Origin of the sequence: Ralstonia sp. OTU4908 (assembly GCF_038440115.1) — a bacterium.
Lineage (GTDB): Bacteria > Pseudomonadota > Gammaproteobacteria > Burkholderiales > Burkholderiaceae > Ralstonia > Ralstonia pickettii.
In genome coordinates, this window is record NZ_JASATD010000016.1 from 1 (window position 1) to 25,584 (window position 25,584).

Annotated in this window: 25 protein-coding genes and 1 tRNA gene; 13 read left to right on the forward strand and 13 right to left on the reverse strand. The window is 64.0% G+C overall.

The annotated features are described in order from the left end of the window. Window positions 1-7: 7 nt before the first annotated feature. From AAHM38_RS15100 to AAHM38_RS15115, 4 genes are all read right to left on the reverse strand, one after another. Window positions 8-2,428 carry a RelA/SpoT family protein gene (locus tag AAHM38_RS15100; RefSeq protein WP_116575332.1) on the reverse strand — a complete coding sequence of 807 codons (2,421 nt, stop codon included), beginning with the start codon at window positions 2,426-2,428 and terminating at the stop codon, window positions 8-10. Window positions 2,429-2,692: 264 nt separating this feature from the next. Continuing rightward, window positions 2,693-2,896: a DNA-directed RNA polymerase subunit omega gene (gene rpoZ, locus AAHM38_RS15105; protein ID WP_004630929.1), complete on the reverse strand. Its 204-nt coding sequence runs from the start codon at window positions 2,894-2,896 to the stop codon at window positions 2,693-2,695. A gap of 136 nt (window positions 2,897-3,032) precedes the next feature. Beyond that, window positions 3,033-3,698, reverse strand: coding sequence for a guanylate kinase (gene gmk / locus AAHM38_RS15110; protein ID WP_116575334.1), 666 nt, complete (start codon window positions 3,696-3,698; stop codon window positions 3,033-3,035). 22 nt (window positions 3,699-3,720) lie between these two features. After that, window positions 3,721-4,656, reverse strand: a complete 936-nt coding sequence (locus tag AAHM38_RS15115) for a YicC/YloC family endoribonuclease (RefSeq protein WP_037028476.1) — start codon at window positions 4,654-4,656, stop codon at window positions 3,721-3,723. Between the two features lie 150 nt (window positions 4,657-4,806). On the opposite strand from AAHM38_RS15115, the gene AAHM38_RS15120 reads away from it, so the two are divergent. The 6 genes from AAHM38_RS15120 to AAHM38_RS15145 all read left to right on the forward strand — a co-directional run bounded on the left by AAHM38_RS15120 (window position 4,807) and on the right by AAHM38_RS15145 (window position 9,720). Beyond that, on the forward strand, window positions 4,807-5,832 hold the full coding sequence (locus AAHM38_RS15120) for a serine/threonine-protein kinase (protein WP_027680974.1): 1,026 nt from the start codon (window positions 4,807-4,809) through the stop codon (window positions 5,830-5,832). Window positions 5,833-5,937: 105 nt separating this feature from the next. Further along, the gene (locus AAHM38_RS15125; protein ID WP_116575335.1) at window positions 5,938-6,852 is read left to right on the forward strand and encodes a PP2C family protein-serine/threonine phosphatase; all 915 of its coding nucleotides are present in this window, start codon (window positions 5,938-5,940) and stop codon (window positions 6,850-6,852) included. Window positions 6,853-6,946: 94 nt separating this feature from the next. Then, on the forward strand, window positions 6,947-7,663 hold the full coding sequence (gene rph / locus AAHM38_RS15130; RefSeq protein ID WP_012762362.1) for a ribonuclease PH: 717 nt from the start codon (window positions 6,947-6,949) through the stop codon (window positions 7,661-7,663). Window positions 7,664-7,674: 11 nt separating this feature from the next. Continuing rightward, window positions 7,675-8,280, forward strand: coding sequence for an RdgB/HAM1 family non-canonical purine NTP pyrophosphatase (gene rdgB / locus AAHM38_RS15135; RefSeq protein ID WP_116575336.1), 606 nt, complete (start codon window positions 7,675-7,677; stop codon window positions 8,278-8,280). 7 nt (window positions 8,281-8,287) lie between these two features. Next, window positions 8,288-9,556 (forward strand): radical SAM family heme chaperone HemW, encoded by a 1,269-nt coding sequence (gene hemW, locus AAHM38_RS15140; protein WP_116575337.1) that lies wholly within the window; start codon window positions 8,288-8,290, stop codon window positions 9,554-9,556. A gap of 74 nt (window positions 9,557-9,630) precedes the next feature. Next, window positions 9,631-9,720: transfer RNA gene (locus tag AAHM38_RS15145), tRNA-Ser, on the forward strand. Window positions 9,721-9,780: 60 nt separating this feature from the next. On the opposite strand, the gene AAHM38_RS15150 is transcribed toward AAHM38_RS15145, so the two are convergent. Continuing rightward, window positions 9,781-10,308, reverse strand: coding sequence for a hypothetical protein (locus AAHM38_RS15150; protein WP_257019811.1), 528 nt, complete (start codon window positions 10,306-10,308; stop codon window positions 9,781-9,783). A gap of 579 nt (window positions 10,309-10,887) precedes the next feature. On the opposite strand from AAHM38_RS15150, the gene AAHM38_RS15155 reads away from it, so the two are divergent. From AAHM38_RS15155 to AAHM38_RS15170, 4 genes are all read left to right on the forward strand, one after another. Continuing rightward, complete coding sequence (locus AAHM38_RS15155; protein WP_012762366.1) at window positions 10,888-11,472, forward strand: PAS domain S-box protein; 585 nt, start codon at window positions 10,888-10,890, stop codon at window positions 11,470-11,472. A gap of 408 nt (window positions 11,473-11,880) precedes the next feature. Continuing rightward, window positions 11,881-12,288, forward strand: coding sequence for a hypothetical protein (locus AAHM38_RS15160; protein ID WP_116575338.1), 408 nt, complete (start codon window positions 11,881-11,883; stop codon window positions 12,286-12,288). Between the two features lie 35 nt (window positions 12,289-12,323). Next, window positions 12,324-12,956, forward strand: a complete 633-nt coding sequence (locus AAHM38_RS15165) for a DUF2968 domain-containing protein (RefSeq protein ID WP_012762368.1) — start codon at window positions 12,324-12,326, stop codon at window positions 12,954-12,956. Between the two features lie 194 nt (window positions 12,957-13,150). Beyond that, window positions 13,151-13,879 (forward strand): ribonuclease E, encoded by a 729-nt coding sequence (locus AAHM38_RS15170; RefSeq protein ID WP_257019812.1) that lies wholly within the window; start codon window positions 13,151-13,153, stop codon window positions 13,877-13,879. A gap of 25 nt (window positions 13,880-13,904) precedes the next feature. Here AAHM38_RS15170 and pcp read toward each other — a convergent pair whose 3' ends face one another. From pcp to AAHM38_RS15210, 8 genes are all read right to left on the reverse strand, one after another. Next, entirely contained in the window at window positions 13,905-14,552 is a 648-nt protein-coding gene (gene pcp / locus AAHM38_RS15175) for a pyroglutamyl-peptidase I (RefSeq protein WP_116575340.1), read from the reverse strand. Between the two features lie 78 nt (window positions 14,553-14,630). Then, window positions 14,631-15,656 (reverse strand): TRAP transporter substrate-binding protein, encoded by a 1,026-nt coding sequence (locus AAHM38_RS15180; RefSeq protein WP_116575341.1) that lies wholly within the window; start codon window positions 15,654-15,656, stop codon window positions 14,631-14,633. Window positions 15,657-15,797: 141 nt separating this feature from the next. Continuing rightward, window positions 15,798-16,754 (reverse strand): DUF979 domain-containing protein, encoded by a 957-nt coding sequence (locus AAHM38_RS15185; RefSeq protein WP_116575342.1) that lies wholly within the window; start codon window positions 16,752-16,754, stop codon window positions 15,798-15,800. A 3-nt stretch (window positions 16,755-16,757) separates the two neighbouring features. Beyond that, complete coding sequence (locus tag AAHM38_RS15190) at window positions 16,758-17,483, reverse strand: DUF969 domain-containing protein (protein ID WP_012762373.1); 726 nt, start codon at window positions 17,481-17,483, stop codon at window positions 16,758-16,760. Between the two features lie 55 nt (window positions 17,484-17,538). After that, the gene (pxpA, locus tag AAHM38_RS15195) at window positions 17,539-18,282 is read right to left on the reverse strand and encodes a 5-oxoprolinase subunit PxpA (RefSeq protein WP_037028832.1); all 744 of its coding nucleotides are present in this window, start codon (window positions 18,280-18,282) and stop codon (window positions 17,539-17,541) included. A 19-nt stretch (window positions 18,283-18,301) separates the two neighbouring features. Beyond that, complete coding sequence (locus AAHM38_RS15200) at window positions 18,302-19,348, reverse strand: 5-oxoprolinase subunit C family protein (protein ID WP_116575343.1); 1,047 nt, start codon at window positions 19,346-19,348, stop codon at window positions 18,302-18,304. Further along, complete coding sequence (pxpB, locus tag AAHM38_RS15205) at window positions 19,345-19,992, reverse strand: 5-oxoprolinase subunit PxpB (RefSeq protein ID WP_012762376.1); 648 nt, start codon at window positions 19,990-19,992, stop codon at window positions 19,345-19,347. Before pxpB ends, AAHM38_RS15200 begins: the two co-directional genes overlap by 4 nt. Window positions 19,993-20,268: 276 nt before the next feature. Then, complete coding sequence (locus AAHM38_RS15210) at window positions 20,269-21,453, reverse strand: multidrug effflux MFS transporter (RefSeq protein ID WP_116575344.1); 1,185 nt, start codon at window positions 21,451-21,453, stop codon at window positions 20,269-20,271. Window positions 21,454-21,967: 514 nt separating this feature from the next. On the opposite strand from AAHM38_RS15210, the gene AAHM38_RS15215 reads away from it, so the two are divergent. Genes AAHM38_RS15215 through AAHM38_RS15225 form a run of 3 tightly spaced genes read left to right on the forward strand, consistent with a single transcriptional unit; the run spans window position 21,968 to window position 25,518 of the window. Next, window positions 21,968-23,482, forward strand: coding sequence for an ABC transporter ATP-binding protein (locus AAHM38_RS15215; protein ID WP_116575345.1), 1,515 nt, complete (start codon window positions 21,968-21,970; stop codon window positions 23,480-23,482). Further along, a complete protein-coding gene (locus AAHM38_RS15220) occupies window positions 23,475-24,584 on the forward strand; it encodes an ABC transporter permease (RefSeq protein WP_037028458.1) in 1,110 nt (369 codons plus the stop codon). Before AAHM38_RS15215 ends, AAHM38_RS15220 begins: the two co-directional genes overlap by 8 nt. A gap of 13 nt (window positions 24,585-24,597) precedes the next feature. Then, entirely contained in the window at window positions 24,598-25,518 is a 921-nt protein-coding gene (locus tag AAHM38_RS15225) for an ABC transporter permease (RefSeq protein WP_037028457.1), read from the forward strand. Window positions 25,519-25,584 lie beyond the last annotated feature (66 nt).

Genomic DNA, 25,584 nt, shown 5'->3' on the forward strand with positions numbered 1-25,584 from the left:
TGGAGAATCAATCTCCACCGCGATCTCGCGCAATGCGAATCACATCCGGGTTCCGTCGCAACGCGCGCATCACATCGGCCAAGTGCACGCGGTCGTGCACCTGGATCAGGAACGTCATGTACGTCGCTTCCTGATAGCCCTCCTGCTCCATCGATACGTGTGCCACGTTGGCATCGGCCGACGTCAAGTCGGCGGCGACGCGCGCCAGGATGCCCTTCGTATTGCGCACCAGCACCTTGATCGACACGTCGAACGCGCGTGTCGTGTGCTCTGCCCACATGACGTCGATCCAGTGCTCCGGATCCTTGCCATGCAGCCGCTTGGCCACGCGGCATTCCTGCACGTGGATCTGCAAGCCTTCGCCCTTGCCGATATAGCCGACGATCGGGTCGCCGGGAATCGGGCGGCAGCACGGCGAGAACACCATCGCCATGCCTTCGTCGCCACTCACGGTGACGGCAGGCGCCTCGTCCCCCGCGAAGGTGTGTACGGCCGCCATCAAAGCTTCATCGCCCTCGTGCCCGCCTTCCTGCAAGAGGATTTCCAGGCGGCGCGCGACCACCGCGGCCACGCGGCGGCCGAGTGCCAGATCCGCAAACACGTCTTCGCGCGCCTTGTTGCCCGTCCACTGCACGACGCGCTCCCACACCTGGGCGGATAAGGCCTTCATGTCGATGCCGATCTGGCGCAGCGCCTGTTCGAGCAAACGCTCGCCCAGTTGAATCGCCTCGTCCAGCTTGGCCGTCTTGAGGAAATGCCGGATCGCGGCGCGCGCCTTGCCCGTACGCACAAACGTAAGCCATGCGGGGTTCGGCTTTGAGTACGGCGCCGTCACCACCTCGACGATGTCGCCGTTCTTCAGTTCCGTGCGCAGCGGCAGCAGCTCGTTGTTGATCTTGACGGCTACGCACTGGTTGCCAAGGTCACTGTGCACCGCGTAGGCGAAGTCCAGCGCCGTAGCACCGCGCGGCAGCGCGCGGATCTCGCCCTTGGGCGTGAACACGTAGACCGCATCCGGGAACAGGTCGATCTTGACGTGCTCGAGAAACTCCTGCGAATCCCCCGTCTGGCTTTGAATGTCGAGCAGCGATTGCAACCACTGATGCGCTTGTTGCTGAGCCCGATCGGGCTCGTCGTGGTGCTGTTTGTACATCCAGTGCGCAGCCACGCCGGCTTCCGCAATCTGGTTCATCTCGCGGGTGCGGATCTGAAACTCGACCGGCGTACCGAACGGGCCCACCAGCGTCGTGTGCAGCGACTGATAACCGTTGATCTTGGGGATGGCGATGTAATCCTTGAACTTGCCGGGCATCGGCTTGTACAGGCTGTGCAGCGCACCCATCGTCATGTAGCACTGCATCTGCGTGTCGACCACCACGCGGAATCCATACACGTCCAGCACCTGCGAAAACGACAACTGCTTGTCGTGCATCTTGCGGTAGATGCTGTACAGCGTTTTTTCGCGGCCAGTCATCTCGGCCGGAATGCCCGCATCGGTCAGCGCACGCTGGGCCGTTTCGAGAATGCGGCTCACGACTTCGCGTCGATTGCCGCGCGCGGCCTTCACCGCTTTCTCGAGCGTGGCATACCGGAACGGCGAACCGATACGGAAACTCAGTTCCTGCAACTCCCGATACGTCGTATTCAGGCCGAGGCGGTGCGCGATCGGGGCGTAAATCTCCGTCGTCTCGCCGGCAATGCGGCGCCGCTTCTCCGGCGGCACGTGGTCGAGCGTGCGCATGTTGTGCGTGCGATCGGCCAACTTGACGAGAATCACGCGCACATCGCGCGCCATCGCGAGCAGCATCTTGCGGAAGCTCTCGGCTTGCGCCTGCTCGCGGCTCTGGAATTCGAGTTTGTCCAACTTGGTCAGGCCGTCGACCAGTTCCGCGACCTTGGGGCCGAACTTCTCGGCCAGTTCGCTCTTGGTCACGCCCTGGTCTTCGATCACATCGTGCAGCAGCGCTGCCATGATCGATTGCACATCCAGCTTCCAGCCCGCGCAAATCTCTGCCACGGCCACGGGATGCGTGATGTACGGCTCGCCGCTCTGGCGGTACTGCCCGAGATGCGCTTCGTCGGAAAAGTGGAAGGCTTCCTTCACCAGCTTCAGGTCGGCCGGCTTCAGATACGACAGCTTTTCGGTCAGCCCCGAAATGGAGACGACCTGCTGGCGCGGCGGTGCCGCCGGCTGCGAGGTCGGGCCGAACAAATGCCGATAGGTCTGCTCCAGCACCGCATCGATGAATAGCGTGTCGCCGCCCTCCGGCTTGGCTGCCTGCGCAGGCACGTCGGCGCTTGCAGCCTTGTGCGACTTGGGCGGCAGGGCTGCCCGCTCCCCTACCAGGTCGGCACCACGCGGATCAGGCAAGTTCGGCGCGCCCGTACGGGGCGACGCGGGGCCGGAGCCGGAAGCGGATGACGGCATGGGAACGACGGAAGCAGTGGAGGACCCGGAGGGGACCGTGGAAGTGCCCGACTCAGGACCGGACGACCTCGTGGACGATTCCACCGACGGCACGTTGTGTTCGCGCGTGGCGGAATGTTGGGTCCTGGGCGAAGAAGAAGCGGGCGAGGTAGGCATGCCGGGGTCTAGTGCGTTCGCGTCTTTCACATCCACGAAAGATCGCAAGAACGATCAGTGACCGGGGCAGCGTACCACGCCAGGTAATGCCAAGTAACGCGTGTCAGCTCAGGACGGAACCTTCTTGAGCATCTCGATACCGACCTGGCCCGATGCGATTTCACGCAATGCGGTCACGGTCGGCTTGTCCTTGGCATCGACCTTGGGCGTGTGGCCCTGCACCAACTGACGGGCGCGGTACGTTGCGGCCAATGCCAGTTCGAAGCGATTCGGAATCTGTTTCAAGCAATCTTCGACGGTAATACGCGCCATGAAAACTCCACCTTGAGGCAAATCTTGTTGATCTCGACATTTTAGCAGCAGCGCAGCACTCGCTTCCGACTGCACTTGGGCACAGGCGCTACCACACTTTCGCAACCGCGCTGAAAAACGCGATTGCGTTGCTTGCTCAGTGAATGCCCAGTTCGACGAACAGCTCGCCGTGGCGCGCCTTCTGGGCACCAAAGCGCAGGCGCGTGGCCTGCACCACGGTGCGCAACTCGGCCAATGCCGTGTCGAACACTTCGTTGATGATCACGTAGTCGGCCTCGGGCGCGTGCGCCATCTCGGAGCCCGCCGCGAGCAGGCGGCGCACGATCACGTTCGGCTCGTCCTGGCCGCGCTTCTTCAGACGATCCTCCAGCGCCGTGAGCGACGGCGGCAGGATGAAGATCTCTACGGCATTGGCGAACCGGCGATGCACCTGCTGCGCGCCCTGCCAGTCGATTTCGAGCAGCACGTCGGTGCCGGCGCGCATCTGTTCTTCGATCCACACGCGCGAAGTGGCGTAGTAGTTGCCGTGCACCTCTGCCCATTCGAGAAACTCGCCGCGATCACGGCAAGCCTTGAACTCCTCGACGGTCATGAAGTTGTACTCGCGGCCGTGCTGCTCGCCCGGGCGCGGCTTGCGCGTGGTGGCCGAAACCGACAGGCGAATCGACGAATCGTGCGCCAGCAGCGCATTCACCAGCGTCGACTTACCGGCGCCCGACGGTGCGACGACCATGAACAGGCTGCCCGGAAAGTGATTCTCGATGGGCGTATCGACGGCAGAGTGCGCTTGATAGGATGGCATGTTCTAGTTCTAGCGTTTCAAGTTATTCGAGATTCTGTACCTGCTCGCGCATCTGCTCGATGAGCAGCTTGAGTTCCATCGATGCATCGGCCAGTTCCTTGGCGGCCGCCTTCGAGCCGAGCGTATTCGCCTCGCGGTTCAGCTCCTGCATCATGAAGTCCAGGCGTTTGCCGATCTGGCCGCCCTTCTCCAGGATGTGGCGCGTTTCGCGCAGATGCGCCTGGAGGCGCGAGAGTTCTTCGGCGATGTCGATGCGGATGCCGTAGACGGTGGCTTCCTGGCGGATGCGCTCCGACAGCTCGTCGCGCGTCAGTGCCGGGGTGCCGTCGGGCGCAGCCAAGCCAAACGCCTCGCGCAGGCGTTCGGTCAGCTTGTCCTGATGCTGCTGGATCAGCTCCGGCACCATCGGCGTCAGTTTGTCGACGATGGCCAGCATCGCGTCAGCGCGGTCCAGCAAAACGGCCTTCAGGGCATCACCTTCGCGACGGCGCGACTCCAGAAGTTGCTTGAGCGCCTCTTTGGCAGCCTCGATCACGGCGTCGCGCAGCGTGTCTTGTGTCAGTTGCGGCTCGGCCAGCACGCCGGGCCAGCGCAGGATTTCGCCCATGCGCAGCGAACCCGATGCCGGCAAGTAGCGCGTGACCGCCTGCTCCAGCTTCGCCAGCTGTTGCAGCAGTTCCACATTGAGCGCCGCGACATCGCTGGCGGCTTCCTGGCGTTGCAGGTTGATCCGGCATTCCAGCTTGCCGCGCGAAAGCGCGCTCATCAGCATTTCGCGCAGGGCCGGCTCGAAGGCGCGGCACTCTTCCGGCGCGCGGAAGAGCAGATCGAGGAAGCGCGAGTTGACGGTGCGGAATTCGACCGAGACGGTGGCGACGCTGCCGCTGGGGGCGCCATGGGCATCGGTAAAGGCTGCCTGGCGTGTGGCGACGCCGTAGCCGGTCATGCTGTGGATCATGGAATCGTGGTGTGTTGTTCTTGGTCGAATCGGGAAATCCGGCGGCGGTATTTAACGCCCGGAATTGGCGGGGAATCCCCCACCTTTTGTCGCTTTACAACGTGTGGACTGGTCAGGGAGAATCCGACAGCCATTTCGCCACACAAACCCATGACAGAGTCAAAAGGCTCAGGACAGCCACGCAGTGCCCCGTTGCCGGTGGGCACCTTGCTGTCCAATTATCGTATTGTAAAGAAGTTGGCCAGCGGGGGGTTCAGCTTCGTCTATCTTGCGACCGACGAGCATGGGACGCCGGTGGCCGTGAAGGAATATCTGCCGTCTTCGCTGGCCCGTCGTGCGCCCGGCGAATTGATTCCCGTCGTGCCTGAAGAAAGCGCGAGCGCGTTCCGCCTCGGGCTCAAATACTTCTTTGAAGAAGGCCGGTCGCTGGCCAAGATTTCTCACCCTGCCATCGTGCGAGTGCTCAATTTCTTCCGGGAAAACGGCACCGTCTACATGGTGATGACGTACGAGCAGGGTAAAACGCTGCAAGAACACATCCTCACAGCGCGCCAGCAAGGCAAGCTGAAGATGCTGCGCGAGCGCTTCATCCGCCAGGTGTTCCATGACCTGATGAGCGGGCTGCGCGAGGTCCACATCCACAAGCTGCTGCACCTCGACATCAAGCCCGGCAACATTTACCTGCGCGAGGATTTCTCGCCGATCCTGCTCGACTTCGGTGCCGCACGGCAGACGCTCACGGCCGAGGCCTCGCGCTTCCAGCCGATGTACACGCCGGGCTTTGCCGCGCCGGAGCTGTACCGCAAGCACAACGAGCTGGGACCGTGGACGGACATCTACAGCATCGGCGCCACGATCTATGCCTGCATGGCCGGCACGCCGCCCCAGGAAGCCACGCAGCGCGAGAAAGACGACAAGCTGGAAGAAGGCCTGGAGCGCCTGCGCAAGGTCTATACAGCCAGCCTCATCGATCTGGTCGGCTGGTGCCTGAAGATGAAGCCCGAAGAGCGCCCCCAGAGCGTGTTCCGTCTGCAAAAGGTGCTGCGCGAAGAAAGCAACGCGCTGACCGAATTGCAGGCGCTGACCGCTGTCACCCAGGGCGGCCCCGTGACAGAAGAAAAAGAGGCGTTGACGACGCGTTTCATGAGCCGTCTGTTGCGCCGCCGGGACAGTTGAGCGCCCGATCGCCGCTGACAGGCGGAGTATGATTCCGAAATGGTGCAACACTAGGCGGGACTTGCCGCTGCACCGCCTCCCTCACCGAATATTCATCTAGCCGCAATGCGATTCTCGGTTTATCAAGAAAGCAAAAAAGGCGCGCGACGCGTCAACCAGGACCGCATGGGCTACTGCTTCACGCGTGACGCCATGCTGATGGTGCTGTGCGACGGCCTGGGCGGGCATTCCCTGGGCGAAGTTGCGGCCCAGCAGGCGCTGCAGACCATGGCGCGCCAGTTCCAGCGCCACGCGCGTCCGTCGATTCGCAATCCGCGTGATTTCCTGCACGAGAGCATCATGCTCGCGCACCGCGACATCCATCGCTATGCCGAGACGAACGGCCTGCCCGATGCGCCGCGCACGACCATCGTCTGCGCGCTGGCCCAGCGGGGCTCGCTGCACTGGGCGCACGCTGGGGATTCGCGCATGTATCTGATGCGCAAGGGCGAACTGGTGACGCGCACGCGCGATCACTCCAAGATCGAGAACCTGCTGCAGCAAGACCGTGTGCTGCCGATGCAGGTCGCGCATCACCCCGAGCGCAACAAGATCTACAACTGCCTGGGCTCGCCCAATCTGCCGCTGATCGACATCGGCGGACCCGTCAATCTGGAGCCGGGCGACGTTGCCATGCTGTGCTCCGACGGCCTATGGGGCAGCGTGCAGGAGGACGAACTGGTTGATACCTGCACCAGTTTCTCGGTCACGCAGGCGATTCCCGAACTGATTGCCCGCGCGCTGCGCAATGCCGGCGACACCGCCGATAACACCACCGCCATCGCCATGATGTGGGAGCTGGACGCGGTGACCACCACGCAGGATTCGGTGCAGACCGATACCCTTCCCCTGAACGCGTTCACCACGTCCATCCTGGACGCGCCGCAAAGCGAATCGGGGCTGATGTCGGAAGAGGAAATCGAGCGCTCCATCGCTGAAATCCGTGCCGCCATCGACAAGACCAGCAATCTGACGCGCTAAACGCCGTTGCACCGCCCTCCTCCGGCCCGCCCTGCCAAGCGCAGCGCGGGCCGGTATCATGTCGGGCTATCCGTTTTCTTCAGCGAGACCCCACATGCGACCCAGCGGCCGCCAGCCCGACCAACTCCGCCCCGTCACCCTTACCCGCAACTTCACGCGCCACGCCGAAGGCTCGGTACTGGTGTGCTTTGGCGACACGCAAGTGCTCTGCACGGCCAGCGTGCTGCCCAAGGTGCCGCCGCACAAAAAGGGCAGCGGCGAGGGCTGGGTGACGGCCGAGTACGGCATGCTGCCGCGCTCGACGCACACGCGCTCCGACCGCGAGGCCGCACGCGGCAAGCAGACGGGCCGCACGCAGGAGATCCAGCGCCTGATCGGCCGCGCGATGCGCTCGGTGTTCGATCTGCGCGCGCTGGGCGAGCACACGCTGCATCTCGACTGCGACGTGCTGCAGGCCGACGGCGGCACACGCACCGCCAGCATTACCGGCGCGTTCGTCGCGGCATATGACGCAGTCTCTGTCATGCGCGAAAAGGGCCAGCTGGTGGGCAACCCGATCCGCGATTTCGTGGCTGCCGTGTCGGTGGGCGTGGTCGACGGCGTACCGGTGCTCGACCTCGACTACCCCGAAGACTCGGCGTGCGATACCGACATGAACGTCGTCATGACGGGCAGCGGTGGCTTTGTGGAAGTGCAAGGCACTGCAGAAGGCACGCCGTTCTCACGCGCCGAAATGGACGCGCTGCTGGGGCTCGCCGACCAAGGCATCCGCACGCTGATCGGCCTGCAGAAGCAGGCGCTGGGCCTCTGAGCGACACGGCCATGCGCAAGATCGTTCTCGCATCGAACAACGCCGGGAAGCTGACCGAATTCAACGCGCTGCTGGGCACGCTCGGGTTTGACGTGACGCCGCAAGGCGCGCTCGGCATTCCCGAGGCGGAGGAGCCCTATGCGACCTTCGTTGAAAACGCGCTCACCAAGGCACGCCATGCGAGCCGCGCGTCTGGCCTGCCCGCGCTGGCAGACGACTCCGGCATCTGCGTGCATGCCCTGGGGGGCGCGCCGGGCGTGTATTCCGCGCGCTATGCGCAACTGGCGGGGGAGCCCAAATCGGATGCTGCCAACAACGCCCGCCTCGTCCGCGAACTGGCCGGCAAAGCCGATCGCGGAGCACACTATGTTTGCGTGCTCGTCTACGTGCGCCATGCGGATGACCCACAGCCGATCATTGCCGAAGGCAACTGGTTTGGCGAGGTGATCGACACACCGCGCGGCGACGGCGGCTTCGGCTACGACCCGTACTTCCTGCTGCCCGATCTCGGCAAAACGGCCGCCGAGCTGACCAAGGCCGAGAAGAACAGCGTGAGCCATCGTGCACAAGCCCTCGCGCAGCTCGTCGAACGGCTGCGCACCTTTGAAAACGCCTGACGTTCCGATGATTCCGATTCACCCCGCCGGCGCAGCCAAGGCGCCTTCCGCAACCGCCGCTGAAACCGGTGACAAGGTCACCTCCGTCTTCCTGCAGCCGGGCAAGATCAGCCTGCCCGCTTCGCCGCCGCTGTCCTTGTACGTGCACGTGCCGTGGTGCGTACGCAAGTGTCCGTACTGCGATTTCAACTCGCATGCAGAGCCGGAACAGGGCATCCCGGAAGAGCGCTTTCTGGCTGCCGTGCGGCAAGACCTGGAGGCCGCGCTGCCGATGGTGTGGGGCCGGCATGTGCACACGATCTTCATCGGGGGCGGTACGCCGAGCCTGTTGTCGGCGCAAGGGCTAGACCGCTTGCTGTCGGACATCCGCATGCTGCTGCCAGTTGACGCCGACGCCGAGATCACGATGGAGGCCAACCCGGGCACCTTCGAGGCAGAACGCTTCCGTAGCTACCGCGCCAGCGGCGTGAACCGCCTGTCGATCGGCATCCAAAGCTTCAACGATGCGCACCTGCAGGCCCTGGGCCGCATCCATAGTGCCGCCGAAGCGCGCGCCGCCATCGACATCGCCCGCGCGCATTTCGACAACATCAACCTCGACCTGATGTTCGCGCTGCCGGGCCAGACACTTGCCGAGTGCGAGGCCGATGTTGAGGCCGCGTTGTCGTTCGATACGAATCACGTGTCGCTGTACCACCTGACGCTGGAGCCGAACACCTACTTCGCCAAGTACCCGCCCGCGCTGCCGGATGACGACGCGGCGTTTGCAATGCAGGACTGGATTCACGCGCGGTTGGCAGCGGCAGGCTACGAGCACTACGAGGTGTCGGCATACGCCAAGGCCGGCAAGCGCTGCAAGCACAACCTGAACTACTGGCAATTCGGCGATTACCTCGGCATTGGCCCGGGCGCGCACGGCAAGCTCAGTTTTCCGCACCGGGTCATCCGCGAGATGCGGCACAAGCATCCGGACACGTATCTGCGCCAGGCCGAGACAGCCGGCGGTGCGGCGGTCATGCAGGAGCAGCGCGAAGTCGACGCTGCCGACCTGCCGTTCGAGTTCATGCTCAATGCGCTGCGACTGACGGACGGTTTTCCCGTCACGTTGTTCCAGGAACGCACTGGCCTGCCGTTGCGCTCCATTGAGCGACAACTCGACGTCGCCGAGCAGCGCGGCCTGCTGACGCGCGACCATGTCGCCATCCGCCTGACCGAGCTGGGGCAACGGTTCCTCAACGATTTGCAGGAATTGTTCTTGGCCGACGACGAAAACTGACGGTAACCGGTGCCAAGTTGCGCCATGTACCGTTACAATGGCGCCCTTGCTCGCAACGAGCAGCGCAGCACGAAGGAAGCGTGGCCGAGTGGTTTAAGGCAGCAGTCTTGAAAACTGCCGATGGGGTGACCCATCCGTGAGTTCGAATCTCACCGCTTCCGCCAGCCCTTGTTCCAAGGCGCGCCAGATTCCTCCCCACCACTCTTCCAGCCAGCGCCGCTTTGTCAGTGCCGCGCCGTAGGCCAAAGCACATCGGCGTCTTCTCCGAGCGCCTTGGCAATGGCGAGACGAACGCGCTTCGCTCCATTGCCGGCGATGGAAGACGACAGCAATTGCGGCGTGACGTCGTCCAAACCCAGTTTTTCTGAAAGCTCACGCAAGGTCGCCCTCCCGAAGCGCTCTTCAAGGAGGCGTTTAACGGGTGGGACAGCGCGGGAAACTTCACGAGGATCCGACGGCGGTGCTCCTACCGGACCTCTCTTCTTGCGCTCTTTCGGCTTGATCGGGAGATCTACCGATTGAGGGAGAGGATTCTCGGCCATGGAGCGGCCCAGATTTGCTAACGCTTCGGCTACGTTCCGCCCGGTGCTGGAGCACATCGCGTCCGGCGCTACCAACACCGCGAAATAATTGCCGCGATCTTGGTACAACCTGACCTTGCAAATCAAATTCATATGATTCGAGCGGTAAATCAAAATAGTTCTATTTTTTATTATTTTATGGAATGAAATACCCTGGCAGCGCTCTGACATGCCCCGTTGCCAAAGGAGGGACGCGAGCACCCCCTCAAGCCCCGAAAGGGGCTTGAGGCAGGTCGAGCGCGTAAAGACATTCCCCGTTCTTCTAAGTCGGTCTGACTCGTTATTATGCGGTTTTCACCAATCATCTGATTGGTGATCACCCGTGCATCAACGCCAAGCAATATCGCCGGAATGCCAACTCGAAAAAACGGGGTGAATCCGCTCACCCCATTCCTCGGAAGCTGACCTGGCCTGACTAGGCCAAGCGACCTGCTGTTTCCCCGTTGCCCACCCTGCGTCGGCTCCATGGAACCGCGCGGGCGCTGAACTTTTTTATTAGGCGTGATGCCAATGCCGAATATTGTCGGGAACGATAGCAGACGCTATTCTGACTGGCACCCTGCTAAATAGAGGGCAAGCACCTGCCGCCAAATGCAGTCCATGCGAGCCGGAGCGTGGGAAATGGAGCCGAGGGGCGGTAATCACAACTTTGGTGCAGCCGCGTGTCCGTGTTGAACGTGGCACACGGCTGGTAAAGCACATCGGCGCCTGGCTATCGGTTCTTTGTATTGCAACCACCCGCGGCAGACCATGGAAATCCTCAAGGATGTAAGCGCGATTGCTTTAGCCAATAGTCTTCCAGACGGCGTCTTCCTGGTCGACGAGCGTGGGCGGATTCGTCACGCCAATGCAGCGTGGGAAGACATTCTGGGTTATCGGGCATCCGATCTGCTGGGGCAGACCATGCTCGAACTCGTGGCGCCGGACGACCGCGACAGAACGCAAAAGCAAGCGGGTCGCGTGCAGGCTGGCATTAGATGCACCGGATTTGAGAATCGCTATCGGCACCAGTCGGGCACCGATGTCCATTTGTCATGGTCGGCACAGTGGAACGTGGAGCATCGACTGCGCATTGGCGTGGCGCGCAATGTCACCGCATTGAGGACGCTGGCGGAGCCCAGCCCACTGGCGCAACTGCAGGCGCGTCTGGCACCTCACGAATCCAGGGTATTGCAGTTGCTGTTGACTGAAGCCGCAGAAAAACAGATTGCGGAACAGCTCGGTCTGGCCACGTCGACCACGCACTCTTACATCACGAGCGTCTATCGCAAGTTCGGCGTGCGTGGCCGCGCGGGGCTGATGAGCCTGTGGCTCAAAGAGATGCAAAGCCGCTGATACCCGCTTTTTTCATGGCCGGGCCTTGGCAAGGGAGCGCTTGCGCTCGCCGGTTTCCTTTGTCACCGGTACGCCAACCTCGCCTTGTGCCCGGCCACCCGTCGATATCACGGCACCGTCGCATCACCATCTGGCACAAATAGCGCGTGCCCCCTGCGCTATACTGCCGCCCGTCACGCACACAACGTGACCTCGGATTGGCGTCCGAGAGCAGATACAGGCGGGTAACCGCCGGCTGGCGGTTTTTTTACGCCCGTTCATCAAGCGTCTCTTATGGCCGGGCCTTGGTGAGGGAGCGCTCGCGCTCGCCGGTTTCCTGTATCGCCGGTACGCCAACCTTGCCTTGTGCCCGGCCACCCCGATTGGCGTCGGGGGTCGGGCACCTAAACCCGATACAGGAGCATCGACATGCGCCACGCCTTCGGTCGCCTCGAGGACACGCAATCTCCTTTCCCAGATACCCTCGGTAGTCGCAACGACGCGACGGAATCGCTTCAGCAGCAACGCGCCGACCTCGTGCGAGCGTTGGCAGCAGCCGAAGCATCCGTAAGAACATTTCCCATCGGCTCATTGCAACAGGCCAACGCACGGGCCCGCGTCACGCGTTTGCAGAGAGAGTTGCGGCGCTTGAAAGCCGCGCTTGGCACGTCAAAGCGGCACCAGGACGTGGGCGACTTCCTGATCGAGATCTTCCGCGAGCGCGTGTCTTTCAGCGAATGGCAGTGCATCGTGGCCGAGGCGCGACGCCGCCATGATTCAAAGGCGACGGAAGGTCAAATCGGTACGCTGCCTGCGGGGCCGGGCGCACAAAGCTGATATAGTCGCGTCGGCTCCGATTTCTGAACCTTGCGATGTCTCTCGTACTCCGCCGAACCGCTCTCTCGTTCGTCGCCGCAGCCTCGGTTGCAGGCGCTGGCCTGGTCCACGCGCAAGCAAGCGCACCACAAGCACCGGCAGTAACCACGGCTGCGTCGGGCGGCACCGTCGCTGAACTGCAGCAGTTACTGGCGCAGAAGCGTCTGACCGAACTGCGCACGACCTACAACGGCGACTACGGCACGAGCCTGCTGCTCGTCAACGAAGACACCACGGCCTACGTGGCCCTGTCGTATCGCAAAGAATTGTGGCGTGTGTACAAGTTTGCGTCGGCCGCTCCGGCCGAAGGCGCATACGAAACGCTGGCCAGCCAGACCCGGACGTGGGCCGAAGATGATCTGCGCCGCGCCGTCACGGCGGGCCAAAAGGCGCAACTGGAGCGCGAAGCCCAGGCAGCCCAGCAGCGCGCCGCATCTCTCAGCCAGGAAGTGCGCATCATGCAGGCGCAGCGTCAGAAAATGCTGACCGAACAGCAGACCATGCGTCAGGAGACGAAGGCGCTGGACATCGAGCGCCGCGCATACCAGACCCAGGTCGAATCGCTGCAGCAGCAGATCCGCTTGCTGGAAAAACAGCTCAACGATCCGCACTGGTCGCCAGCACCTTAAACGTCTCGTCAAGGTCTTTGACATTCACCTTTCTGGCTTGGCGCAACTGCGGCAGGCCAGCGACCTCTCCGCCTTCGGTGCAACGCGCATCGACTTAAGAGCAATCTGATCGACCACCGTCCATCTGCCACTTAGCATGGCGCTGCTCGCGCAGCCGGCTTGGATGCGCGCTGCGGCCATCAGCGGAGACGGACTTGGAATCCCCCAACTTCATCATCGACGGACACCTGCGCCTACCGGGCTTGGTGCGTATGCCGCCGCCCTTCGGGCCAGCACTCGACAGCGCGCAGCCCGGCGCCGCGACACAGGTCAGCGCATCGATCGATCCAGCAGCCCACTCGTGCGGTAACGCCGGTACAGCCCGCCATAGGCAGTGGCCTCAACGCATGACCGCGCTGTCGATTGGCATGGCATGCACGCTGGCGGCCGCGCTGCTTGGCTGGCAGACCGGGCAGCATCGGCAGCCGGCCGCAGAGCTTGATCAAACAACCGTGGCCGCCCTCGCCCAGCCGACCGCACCGCCGGTTCCGCTTGAACATCCTCCTGCATCACCGGTGACGCCCGTGGAAATCAACGAAGCCCCGGAATCCGAAGCCGTGACCACAGCGCCAGCCGACGTTGTCGAGGCGCCCGACATGGCGTTCGACGAAACGGAAGTGGCCGCGCCGGTCATCGCTGCTGCATCGCCGGCCGTGACGCAATTGCCGGCGAAACCGATGCGACCGCGCGCACTGCGGCAGGCCGTTGCGCCCGCGCCGACGCATCCCAAGTTGCAGCGCACCCCGGTATTGCACGACGAAGCGCCAGCGACCATCGAAGTTGAGTGGGCAACGGCCGCGACGGCGCCGATCACATCAGCCTATGCGCCGCCCGGCACGCCGGTGCGCATCGAGCTGCAACGGCATACGCGCCTCACGGACTGACCAGAGCGCGTGCCGCCACGCCGGCTTAGTGCAACTGGCCGCCGGTTTCGCGTACGTCGTGCAGCGTGCGCAGCGTTGTCTCGATGGCGATTCGCAGGCCGATGACGATGGTGTCGTGCGCCATGCTCGGTTGCCCCGGATGCTGGGCGGCCTGCGACGGCAGATACGGGATGTGGATGAAGCCGCCGCGCGTGGGCAGCTTCTGCCGGGCGATGGCATGCATCAGCCCATAGAAGACGTGGTTGCAGACAAAGGTGCCCGCTGTCTGCGAGACGGAGGCGGGAACACCGCCCGCACGCAGTTCACGCACGATCGTCTTGATCGGCAGCGTTGAAAAATACGCGGCCGGCCCATCACTCGCGATGGCGATATCGATTGGTTGCTTGCCGGCGTTGTCGGCAATGCGGGCGTCGTCAACATTGATGGCGACGCGCTCGATGGCCATCTCGGCGCGGCCACCGGCCTGCCCGACGGCGATCACCACATCCGGCTGCAAGGTCTGCAGCAACTTGCCGAGCACTTTGTTGGATTCACCAAAGACGGTCGGCAACTGGCGCACGACGATGTCGGCACCGGCGATTCCCTGGCCATCGAGGGTGCGCACGGCTTCCCACGACGGATTGATAGGTTCGTTCTCGAACGGGTCGAAACCGGTGACGAGGACGGTAGGCATGATGTTCTCCTGCGTGCTGCGTAAGACAAAAACGATGATAAACGTCTGTCGAACATCATGCCCAAGCGCATTGCGGCGTCAGTTTGCCTTGCTGCGCTTGTTCTCGAAGTTCAACAGGATGTCGACTTCTTCCGTGCCCGCGGTATGCAGCCATTCGCGCGTCAGACGTTCGCCCAGGCGGCGCATGTCGCCCTGCAGGGTCACGTCGGGATTGAGCACGCGCACGCCGGTCTTGGCGAGTTCGGCTTCGTCGCGCTCGTAGGTCTGGCGGCTGGAATCCCAACCGCGCGCCTCGTAATCCTTGGCGAGTTTGAGCACGGTCTGCTGCGTCGCGGGCGGGAGCTTGGCAAAGCGCGCCTCGTTCACGAACACGGCGTTCTTCGGGATCCACGCGTTGACCTTGTAGTAATAGGTCATGCGCTGGCCAGCCTTCGTCTCCAGACCAGTGGACGGCGAGGTGACCATCGTGTCGATCCGGCCGCCGGCAATCGCGGCAGTCAGATCAGCGGCTTCCACCTGCACGGCCTGCGCGCCGTACAGCTCGGCAATGCGTTTTTGCGCGGCGTTATAGGTGCGCAAACGATGTCCTTTCAGGTCGGACAAACGGGCGATCGGTGTTTCGGAATACAGGTTCTGCGGCGGCCAGGGCACGGCGAACAGTAGGCGCAAACCATTGGCCTTCATCAACGCTTCGATGTGGCTGCGCGAGGCATCCCACAGCAGGCGCGCATCGTTGTAGCCCGACACCACGAAGGGAATCGAATCCACGCCGAAAAGCGGATCGCGCTGAGCCAGCGTCGAGAGCATCACTTCGCCCGCTTCCGCCTTGCCGTCCTTGACGCCGTCAAAGATGGCGGCCGGCTTGAGCAGCGTGCCGTTCGGATAGACCTCGAGCTTGAGACCGCCATTGGTGGCGCTGCTGACAGCGCTGGCAAAGGCCTGCAGGTTTTGCGTATGGAAATTGACGGCCGGATACGGCGTGGCCACTCGGAGCGTTTCCGCGCTGGCTTGCGCGGCGGAAATCAACGACAGCGCGCTGGCTGCGAGAACACAAAAAAAGCGGCGTCCTGACATGGAACGGCCGCTCGTCATCTGGCTGCTCATGAATCCCCCCGGAGAAAGAGCACGATGCGAGGTCGACACGACTGCATGCCCTTGTCTCCCGGGCAGCGATCGCGCTGGGTGGCGTCCGCCGGCTAAGAACTGCCGGCGTGGCGCACACCGCACGCGACGCATTAAACACGATTAGTGGAGCATCAGGAAGTACAAGAGCACGATATTGGCTGCAAGCAACAGTAGCGCGGTCGGGACTTGCGCTTTGATCACAGCGTTCTTATCGGACAACTCCAGCAGCGCAGCCGGCACGATATTGAAGTTCGCCGCCATCGGCGTCATGAGCGTTCCGCAGTAGCCGGAGAACATGCCGATCGCCGCCATCACCGCCGGGTTGGCATGGAACACGCCCACCAGAATTGGCACGCCCACACCGCCCGTCATGACCGGGAAGGCTGCAAAGCCGTTACCCATGATGACGGTGAACAACGCCATGCCCACGCAATAGACCACCACCGCGACCAGGCGATAGTCCATGTTGATGTAGGCGGTGGTCAGGTGGGCCACGGCCTTGCCCACGCCGGCATCGGCGAAGGCCAGGCCGAGCATGGCCAGCATCTGCGGCAGTACCAGCGCCCAGCCGAGCGACTCCGTCAGCCGACGCGACTCACGCATGGCCTGCACCGGCGTGTCACGCGTCAACCAGCACGCCAGCGCCAGCGAGATGATGCAGCCCAGGCCCAGCGAGACAAAGGTCTGGTTCTTCGGATCGAGCAGCAGGTCGCCACCGATCTTTACGTCTTTCAGGAACACGCTGCCGATGACGGTGACCAGCGGAATGGTCAGCGCCGGAATGAACAAGCGGTTACCCAGGCGCTTGGCGGATGCGCGGCGCTCTTCCGCCGGCAGTTCACCGTGCTTGCCCAGCGTCACGCCGCCCGTGCCGGCCAGCAGTGCCATCACCACGGCACCCACGCCCACCACGATCGGCGGGAGCTTGTCGCCAACGAGGAAGATGACGGCGAAGATCGCCCAGAACAGGCCCGTGGTCCAGCGACGGGGGTGGTTCTTGTCGGCAAAGGTCATCAGCGCGGTGATCGTCAGGATGATCCCGGCCAGCCAGTACAGATAGTTGATCGACAGAATCATGGCTTACCCCTGCTTGGCCGCAGCCGCGTTGGTGTTAGCTGAGGCACCCATTTCACGGGCAAGCCAGCCGTCCAGGCGCTTGAGGCGCACCGAGTGGATCAGGAACGCGCAGACCGCCGTCGGGATGCCCCACACCGCAATGTGCAGCGGTTCCACGTCGATGCCCGAGCCGAGCAGGAACGTGTGCATCAGCGCGATGGCGCCGAAGGCCACGAAGATGTCTTCGCCGAAGAACAGGCCGACGTTGTCGGTAGCGGCACAGAACGCCAGCAGGCGTTCGCGCACCGGCGCCGGCAGCTTGCCGAAACGGTTTTCGGCGGCGCCTTCGGCCATCGGGGCCAGCAGCGGACGCACCATCTGCGGATGACCGCCGAGGCTCGTCAGACCGGCAGCCGCCGTCAACTCGCGCACGGCGAGGTAGACGATCAGCAGGCGGCCAACCGTGGCCGATTGGATGCGCGAGATCCAGTTCTGCGCGTGTTCACGCAAGCCGTGCCGCTCGAGCAGACCCACCACCGCCAGCGGCAGCAGGATGATCAGCGGCAACGTCCGCGTCTTGATGATGCCCGTCCCGATCGCCGTCAGGATCTGCTCGATGGACATCGATGCCGCAAAGCCGGTGGCGATGGCGGCCACGGCCACCACCAGCATCGGATTGAATCGCAGGATGAACCCCGCGATGATGACGACCACCCCGATCAGCGGCCATAGATTCACTGCCGTACCCATGTGGTGCTTCCCCCCAAGTTGATAAAAAGCCCCGCTGGAAGGACGGGGCCGTGGCTCAGGCGCCGGCGCGAACAGCGATGCCTTCGCTGCCAAGCCGTTCCCGAATGCGTCGCGCGAACGCCAGCGCATGCGCGCCGTCGCCGTGCAGACAAACCGTTTCCGCGCGGATCGGAACCCACGTGCCGTCGATGGCCTTCACGCGCTGCTCGCGCACCATCGTCAGCGTCTGGTCCAGCGCGGCATCTTCGCTGTCGATCAGGGCGCCCGGCGTACCGCGTTTGACGAGCGAGCCGTCCGCGTTGTATCCGCGATCGGCAAACACCTCTTCCTTGGCCTTCAGGCCGAGTTCACGTGCAGCCTTGACCAGCTCACCGCCCGCCAGGCCAAACACCACCAACGACGGATCGAAATCGCGAATCGCCCGCACGATGGCGACGGCCAGAGGCCGGTCACGCGAAGCCTGGTTGTATAGCGCGCCGTGCGCCTTCACGTGGGCCAACCTGCCGCCCTGCGCCCGCACGATGGCTGACAGCCCACCAATCTGGAACAGCACGCCCGCGTAGATTTCGTCGGGCGGCAGATGCATTTCAGTGCGGCCGAAGTTTTCGCGATCGGGGAAGCTCGGATGCGCGCCGATCGACACGCCCTGGCGCAGCGCCCAGCCCACGGTCTGGCGCATCGTATTGACGTCGCCGGCGTGCCAGCCGCACGCGATGTTGGCGGAACTCACCAGGGCGAGCAGCGCCTCGTCGGTATCGCAGCCTTCGCCGAGGTCGGCGTTCAGATCAATTGCAGTCATGATGTTGTCTTCCGGTGCATCAGGCATTCAGTCGCGTCTTGGCGGTGCGATGCGCGCTCGACAGAATGCCTTGGCGCTGCCAATCCAGCGCGGTTTCGATTTGCTGCAGATACCGTGCCACGTCGGCACGGGCGGCTTCGGCCTCTTCCAGCGTCACACGCTCGAAGCGCACGCGTGTGCCGAGCGGAATCTGCGCCAGGCGCCATTGGTCAGCCAGGATGACGGAGCCGATCTTCGGATAGCCACCGGTGGTTTGTGCATCGGCCATCAACACGATGGGCTGGCCCGATGGCGGCACCTGGATCACGCCCGGCACCACGCCATGCGAGAGCAGATCGCCGCTGCGCTGCTTCTTGCGCTTGAGTTCCGGCCCCTGCAGGCGAAAACCCATGCGGTTGCTGTTGGGGGTGAGCGTCCAGTCGGATTCCCAGAATGCGGCTTGCGCATCGGCAACGAAATCGTCGTATTCAGGACCGGGCAGCACGCGCATGACAGGCGTGTCCTTCTGCGCGCGGTCGAACGTCCAGCGGGCGGCCTTTACGGCAACGGTATCGCCGCTGATGTCGGGGGCGTACGTTGTGTCGGCAGGCAGCACGGGCAGCCTGTCGCCATCCTTCAGCGGGCGCCCTTCGAAACCGCCAAAGCCGGCCTTCAGATCAGTGCTGCGCGAGCCCATCATCTCGGGCACGTCGATGCCGCCGGCCACGCACAAATACGCACGCACGCCGCCCTGCGCCACCCGCAAGGTCAGCATCTGCCCGCGTTGCACAGGGATGGCGCGCCACGCATGCACCGGTGCGCCATCGAGCGTGGCGCGGCAATCGGCGCCCGTCAGCGCGATCAGGCCATTGGCGTGGAAGCGCAGCGTGGCGTTGCCCAGCGTGAATTCGATGCCCGCCGCGTCGCTGCGGTTGCCGACCAGGCGGTTGCCCACATACAGCGACAGCGGATCCAGCGCGCCCGACGTGCACACGCCAAAACGGCGATAGCCGGTGCGGCCCAGGTCCTGCACGGACGCCAGCACGCCGGCCCGCACGATTTCGATCATGGGTTGGGGTTTCGTCATGCGCGCACCCTCGAGGCAACAAAGCGGATGCGGTCTCCAGGCGAGAGCAGCGTGGGGGGATTGCGCTGCGGCATGAAGAGCGCGGCGTCTGTGCGGCCGAGCAACTGCCAACCGCCGGGGGATGCGGCCGGATAGATGCCGGTCTGCTCGCCGCCGATGCCGACCGAACCGGCCGGCACGGCCATGCGCGGCTCGGCGCGACGCGGCGTGGCGAGCGACTTGTCGAGCCCGCCCATGTAGGCAAAGCCCGGCTGGAAACCCAGGAAATAGACGATGTATTCGGGTGCGGTGTGGCGGCGCACGACTTCGGCCGTGCTCAGGCCGGTGTGCTTGGCGACTTCGCGCAGGTCGGGACCTTCGTCACCGCCATAGGCGACTTCGATGTCGACGAGTTTGCCGTCGGCCACCAGCGCCTGGCTTTCTTCCCAGGCTTCGCGCAGCTGCGTGGTCAGTCGCTGCGCATCGGCCAGTGGACCGAACACGAGCGTGAGGTTGTTCATGCCGGGCACCACGTCGACCACGCCCGCCCAATTGGACGCGCGCGAGGCCATGGCCCAGATACGCTGCTGGCAATTCAGGGTGGCCGGTGGCGGCACTTCGCACAACAGCGCCAGTTCGCCCAGCCGGTGAATCGTGCACTGCAACTTAACCCCCGTCTCGTGTGGGCCGTTGGCGGAAAGATCCCGGCAAAACGACGCGCGTTTGACAACGAAAGCGATACGTTAATAAATTGTCGATAAATTCTGTATAAGAAGTAACCCTTAGTCACTCAGGGCCAAGTCGCGGCCGGGTGCTGTCCGGCTGCACTCATCATAGGTGCCGAACACGATCAGCGTGACAGGCATGTTATGCCAAAGTCATATGAAGGGATGAAGACGCCTCCTAGAACAAGAGGCGTAAATCGAGCCCGGAAATGAGGGTCAGGCGGCGGGCTCTTCGCGCGTGATGCGCAGGCCCAGAAGGAGCGCGACGGTGGCACACACAGCCATCATGCCCAGCAGCGGCAACGCGGTCTGGCCGATGGCCGCGACTACCGTACCGGTCACCATGCCAAGGCCGAATTGCATCGCGCCCATGAGCGCCGAGCCCGTGCCCGCGCGCGCGCCCTGCCCCGCCATTGCCAAGGCGCCGGTGTTGGGCGAGATACAACCGATCGACGCGATGTAGCAGAACAACGCGGCCAGCACGAGCGGCAGCGGCGTAAAGCCAGCCGCGGCAGCCGCAGCGGCCAATACGCTGGTGATGGCCGGCACCCACAGCGCCCGCCGTAGCACGCGCGCCGGAGAATACTTGCGCACCAGCCGCACATTCACGCGCGAGGCCGCGATCATCCCAGCCGCGTTGCTGCCGAACACCCACGCGTAGTGCGACGGCGTCAGCCCATAACCGTCGATCAGCACGAACGACGACACGGTGATGTACGCAAACATGCCCGACAGGAAGACCGCGCCGCACCACATATAGGCGGCGTAATGGTGATCGCGCAGGAGTTCCCAGTAGTCGCGCAGCACGTGGCCGACCGCCAACCTGCGCGCCTGCTCGGGCGCCAGCGACTCGCGCATCAGGTAATGCACGGCCACCAGCGAAAGCACGCCAAATGCCGTCAGCAGGGCAAAGATGACCCGCCACGTTGTGAACTGCAGCACCGCGCCGCCAATCATCGGCGCGAGGATGGGCGCCACACCCATGACCAGCATCAGCGTCGAATACGCCTGTGCGGCGCCGGCCGGGTCCATGCGATCACGCACCGCTGCGCGCGCGATCACCATGCCGGCGCAACCGCCAAATCCCTGCACGCCGCGCAGGACGGCAAGCATCGAGGCGTCTTTGGCGAACGCGCAGCCAATGGATGCAGCCACGTACATCGCCAGACCGATGTAGAGCGGCGGCTTGCGGCCAAAACGGTCGCTCGCCGGGCCATAGATCAGTTGGCCAATCGCCAGGCTGATCAGGAAGACAGTCAGTGTGAGCCCCGCCGCAGCCGACGATGTATTCAGATCGCGCGCAATGGTTGGCAGGCTGGGCAGGTACATGTCGACCGACAGCGGGCCGATGGCCGTCAGCGCGCCAAGCAGCAGGAGCCAGCCGGGAATGGGGCCGGGCATGCGGGATCGTGCAGGAGCGGGAGAAGTCATGAAGGCAGAAGCGGGACGCGGCGGACGGGAGGCCGCCGCCGGAGCAAACCGAGAACTTTAGCGCAAAGCGACGCGCCACGCGCGCGCACCGGCCAGGTGCAAGACAGCCTGCGCGCCCCACCCGAGGGCTGCACGCGCAACCTGCATACATCAACATGACAAGCTGAACGCTGGAAATGGCCCTGAATGGCCCGGCACGGGATTTGCACTCCGCCACCCCCCGTACGAGGCAGTCGCGAGCGGGCCGAAATCGCCGTCCGGTGCGGTGCCGGGCGATATAATTTGTGGTTGATGGCGAGCATCACGCAAACATGATGATTGCTGCGATGCGTCGGCGCGAATCTGCGTCGGCGTTGCTGCTGTGAAGTGTCGTCAACACCCAAAAAGAGACCGCCTCCGATGCGCACGCCGCACGGTGAGCGGCACGGAAACCACGAGCCAACCTGTTGTGACACCACTCCCACCACGCCTGTCCCTGACGGGCATGACCAAGCGCTACCCGAGCGTGGTCGCCAACGACGGCGTGAGCCTCACGGTCGCGCCGGGCGAGATCCACGCCGTGCTCGGCGAAAACGGCGCCGGCAAGTCGACGCTGATGAAGATCATCTTCGGCGCCGTGCAGCCTGACGCCGGCGAGATGAAGCTCGACGGCCAACGGGTCGAGATTGCCAACCCGCACCAGGCGCGATCGTTAGGTATCGCCATGGTGTTCCAGCACTTCTCGCTGTTCGACACGTTGACGGTGGCGGAGAACATCCTGCTCGGCCTGCCCGCCGGCACCGATCTGCGCGACGTGGCTGATCAGGTGCGCAGCACGGGCGAGAGGTATGGCCTGCCGCTGGAGCCGCATCGCCATGTGCATACCCTGTCGGTGGGCGAGCGCCAGCGCGTGGAAATCGTCCGCGCGCTGCTCACCAAGCCGCGTCTGCTGATCCTTGACGAGCCGACCTCGGTGCTGACGCCGCAGGCCGTCGAAAAGCTGTTCGTGACGCTGCGCCAGTTGGCGGCAGAAGGCACGAGCATCCTCTACATCAGCCACAAGCTCGATGAGATCCAGGCCCTGTGCCACACCGCCACGGTGATGCGCACGGGCAAGGTCACGGGCGTGTGCGACCCGCGCCAGGAAACGGCGGCGTCGCTGTCGCGCATGATGATCGGCGGCGAGCCTCCGCGCGAATTGCGCCCCCAGACCACACCCGGCGAGGTGCGCATGGAGGTGGCCGGCCTGTCGCTGCCCAAGGCCCACGCCTTTGCGACGGAGCTGCGTGACATCGCCCTGCAGTTGCGCAGCGGCGAGATCGTCGGCATTGCAGGCGTATCGGGCAACGGGCAGCAGGAACTGCTGGCAGCCCTGTCCGGCGAAGACACCCGCGCGTCGGCACAGACCATCAGCATCGGCAACGAGCCTGTCGCCAAGCTGGACCCGCGTGCGCGCCGCAAGCGCGGGCTGTCGTTCGTGCCGGAAGAGCGCCTGGGGCGCGGTGCCGTGCCGTCGCTGTCGCTGGCCGCTAATACGCTGTTGACGCATCAACGTGCGCCACAGGTGCGTGGGGGGCTCATCGACAAGAAAGCCGCCGCCAAGCTGGCTACCGCCATCATCAGCCGGTTTGGCGTGAAGGCTGGCGGCCCTGACGCGTTGGCCAAGAGCCTGTCGGGCGGCAACCTGCAGAAATTCATCGTCGGCCGCGAAATCGAATGCGCGCCGCGCGTGCTCATCGTCGCGCAACCCACCTGGGGCGTCGACGTGGGTGCGGCGGCGCAGATCCACAACGAAATCCTCGCGCTCAAGGCAGGGGGCTGCGCCATCCTGATCGTGTCGGAAGAACTCGACGAACTCTTTGCGCTGTGCGATCGCCTGCACGTGATCGCCAACGGGCGCCTCTCCCCCTCCACGCCCACGCACGCCACCGACCGCGAACAGATCGGCCTGTGGATGAGCGGCATGTGGGACAAGGCCCCGGTTTCAACCGCGGCAAGCTCGGAGGTGGCCCATGGCTGACGTCATGCATGGCAGCCGCCTGGCGCTGCCGATCTCGCTGGAGCTGCGCGCGATCCCGTCGCGCACCATGGCCTATGCCTCGCCGCTGATCGCCCTGGCGCTGACGATGGTGTTTGGCCTGCTGCTGTTCGCGCTGCTGGGCAAAGATCCGGTGGCCGGTCTGCGCGTGTTTCTGGTCGAGCCGCTGGTGAGCAAGCGGGCGATTGGTGAAGTGCTGCTCAAGACCGTGCCGCTGGTGCTGTGCGCGCTCGGATTGTCGGTGTGCTATCGGGCCAACGTGTGGAATATCGGCGCAGAGGGGCAGCTCATCGTGGGCGGCATCTTTGCAGCGGCCACGATCATCTACTTCGATACGCCCACGCCCGCCATCCCCGGGGGCTTTGCACTGGTGCTGGCCATCGTTGCCGGGCTCATTGGCGGCGCGCTGTGGGCCGCCATCACGGCGCTGCTGCGCGATCGCTTTCATGCCAACGAGATCCTCGTCTCGCTCATGCTCACGTACATCGCGCAGTTGCTGCTGCTGTACGTGGTCAACGGGCCGTTGAAGGACCCGAACGGCATGAACTTCCCGCAATCGATCGTGTTCGACAGCGCGTTCGTTCTGCCGACGCTCGTCGCCGGCACGCGCTTGCACGTCGGCTTCCTGTTCATGCTCGTGATGACGGCGGCGATGACGTTGTTCGTCTTCCGCAGCTTCGCGGGCTATCGGTTGCAGGTGGGTGGCCTCGCTCCACAGGCCGCGCGCTATGCGGGTTTCTCGTCGCGTGCGGCGCTGTGGACGGCGCTGCTGGTGTCGGGCGGCCTGGCGGGTATTGCCGGCGCCTTTGAGGTCACGGGGCCGATCGGGCAACTGCTGCCATCCATTTCCCCCGGCTACGGCTTTGCCGCCATCGTCGTGGCGTTCGTCGGGCGCTTGAATCCGGTGGGCACCGTGCTGGGTGCGATCGTGATGTCGCTGTTCTATATCGGTGGCGAGCTTGCGCAATCGCGCCTAGGCCTGCCGTCGGCCATTACCGGAGTGTTCCAGGGGATGCTGCTGTTCTTCCTGCTCGCCTGCGACACGCTCATCGAATACCGCCTGCGCTGGCGCGCGCATCACTGATCTGGCCGCACACATGGAAAGTCTCGCCCCCCTGATCGCCGCGTCGATCAACGCCGGCACCCCGCTGTTGCTGGCCGCCTTGGGCCTCTTGATGAACGAGCGCTCCGGCGTGCTCAACCTCGGCGCGGAAGGCATGATGCTGGTGGCCGCCGTGGTTGGTTTCATGGTCGGCTACCAGACGCAGATTCCGCTGCTTGGCTTTGCTGCCGGTGCGATTGCAGGCATGGTGATGGCGGCCCTCTTCGCCTGGCTAGCGCTGGTGCTCGTCACGAACCAGGTCGCCACGGGCCTCGCCTTGTCGATTTTCGGCACCGGACTGTCCGCCTTCATGGGGCAGCGCTTTGTGGGCATGTCGCTGCCGGCGCAGGCGCACGGCATCCCGGGGCTGGAGTCGATTCCGGTCGTGGGCCCCGCCCTGTTTGCGCACCACTGGATGGTCTATTTCAGCCTGCTGCTGTGCGGCGCGATTGCCTGGTTTCTGTTCAAGACGCGCGCGGGCCTCACGCTGCGCGCCATTGGCGAATCGCCGGAATCGGCTCACGCACTCGGCTACCCGGTGCGCACCATCCGCTTTGGCGCGCTGTTGTTCGGCGGCGCATGCTGCGGGCTGGCCGGCGCATATCTTTCGCTGGTCTACACGCCAATGTGGGTCGAAAACATGGTCGCCGGACGCGGCTGGATTGCCCTGGCCCTGACCACCTTCGCCACCTGGCGCCCGCTGCGCATCCTGTTCGGCGCGCTGCTGTTTGGCGGCGTGACGATCCTGCAATTTCACCTGCAAGGGATGGGCGTGTCGGTACCGTCGCAGATTCTGTCGATGGCACCGTTTGCCGCAACCATCGTCGTGCTCGCCATCATCTCGCGCAATCCGGATTGGATTCGTCTGAACATGCCCGCATCGCTGGGCAAGCCGTTCCGCCCGGGGGCTGCCTAAACTGCGGCCTGAGCCTTCTGCATTCCCGTCTTTTGCTTCAAGCTTCAATACAGTCAACGAGCCACA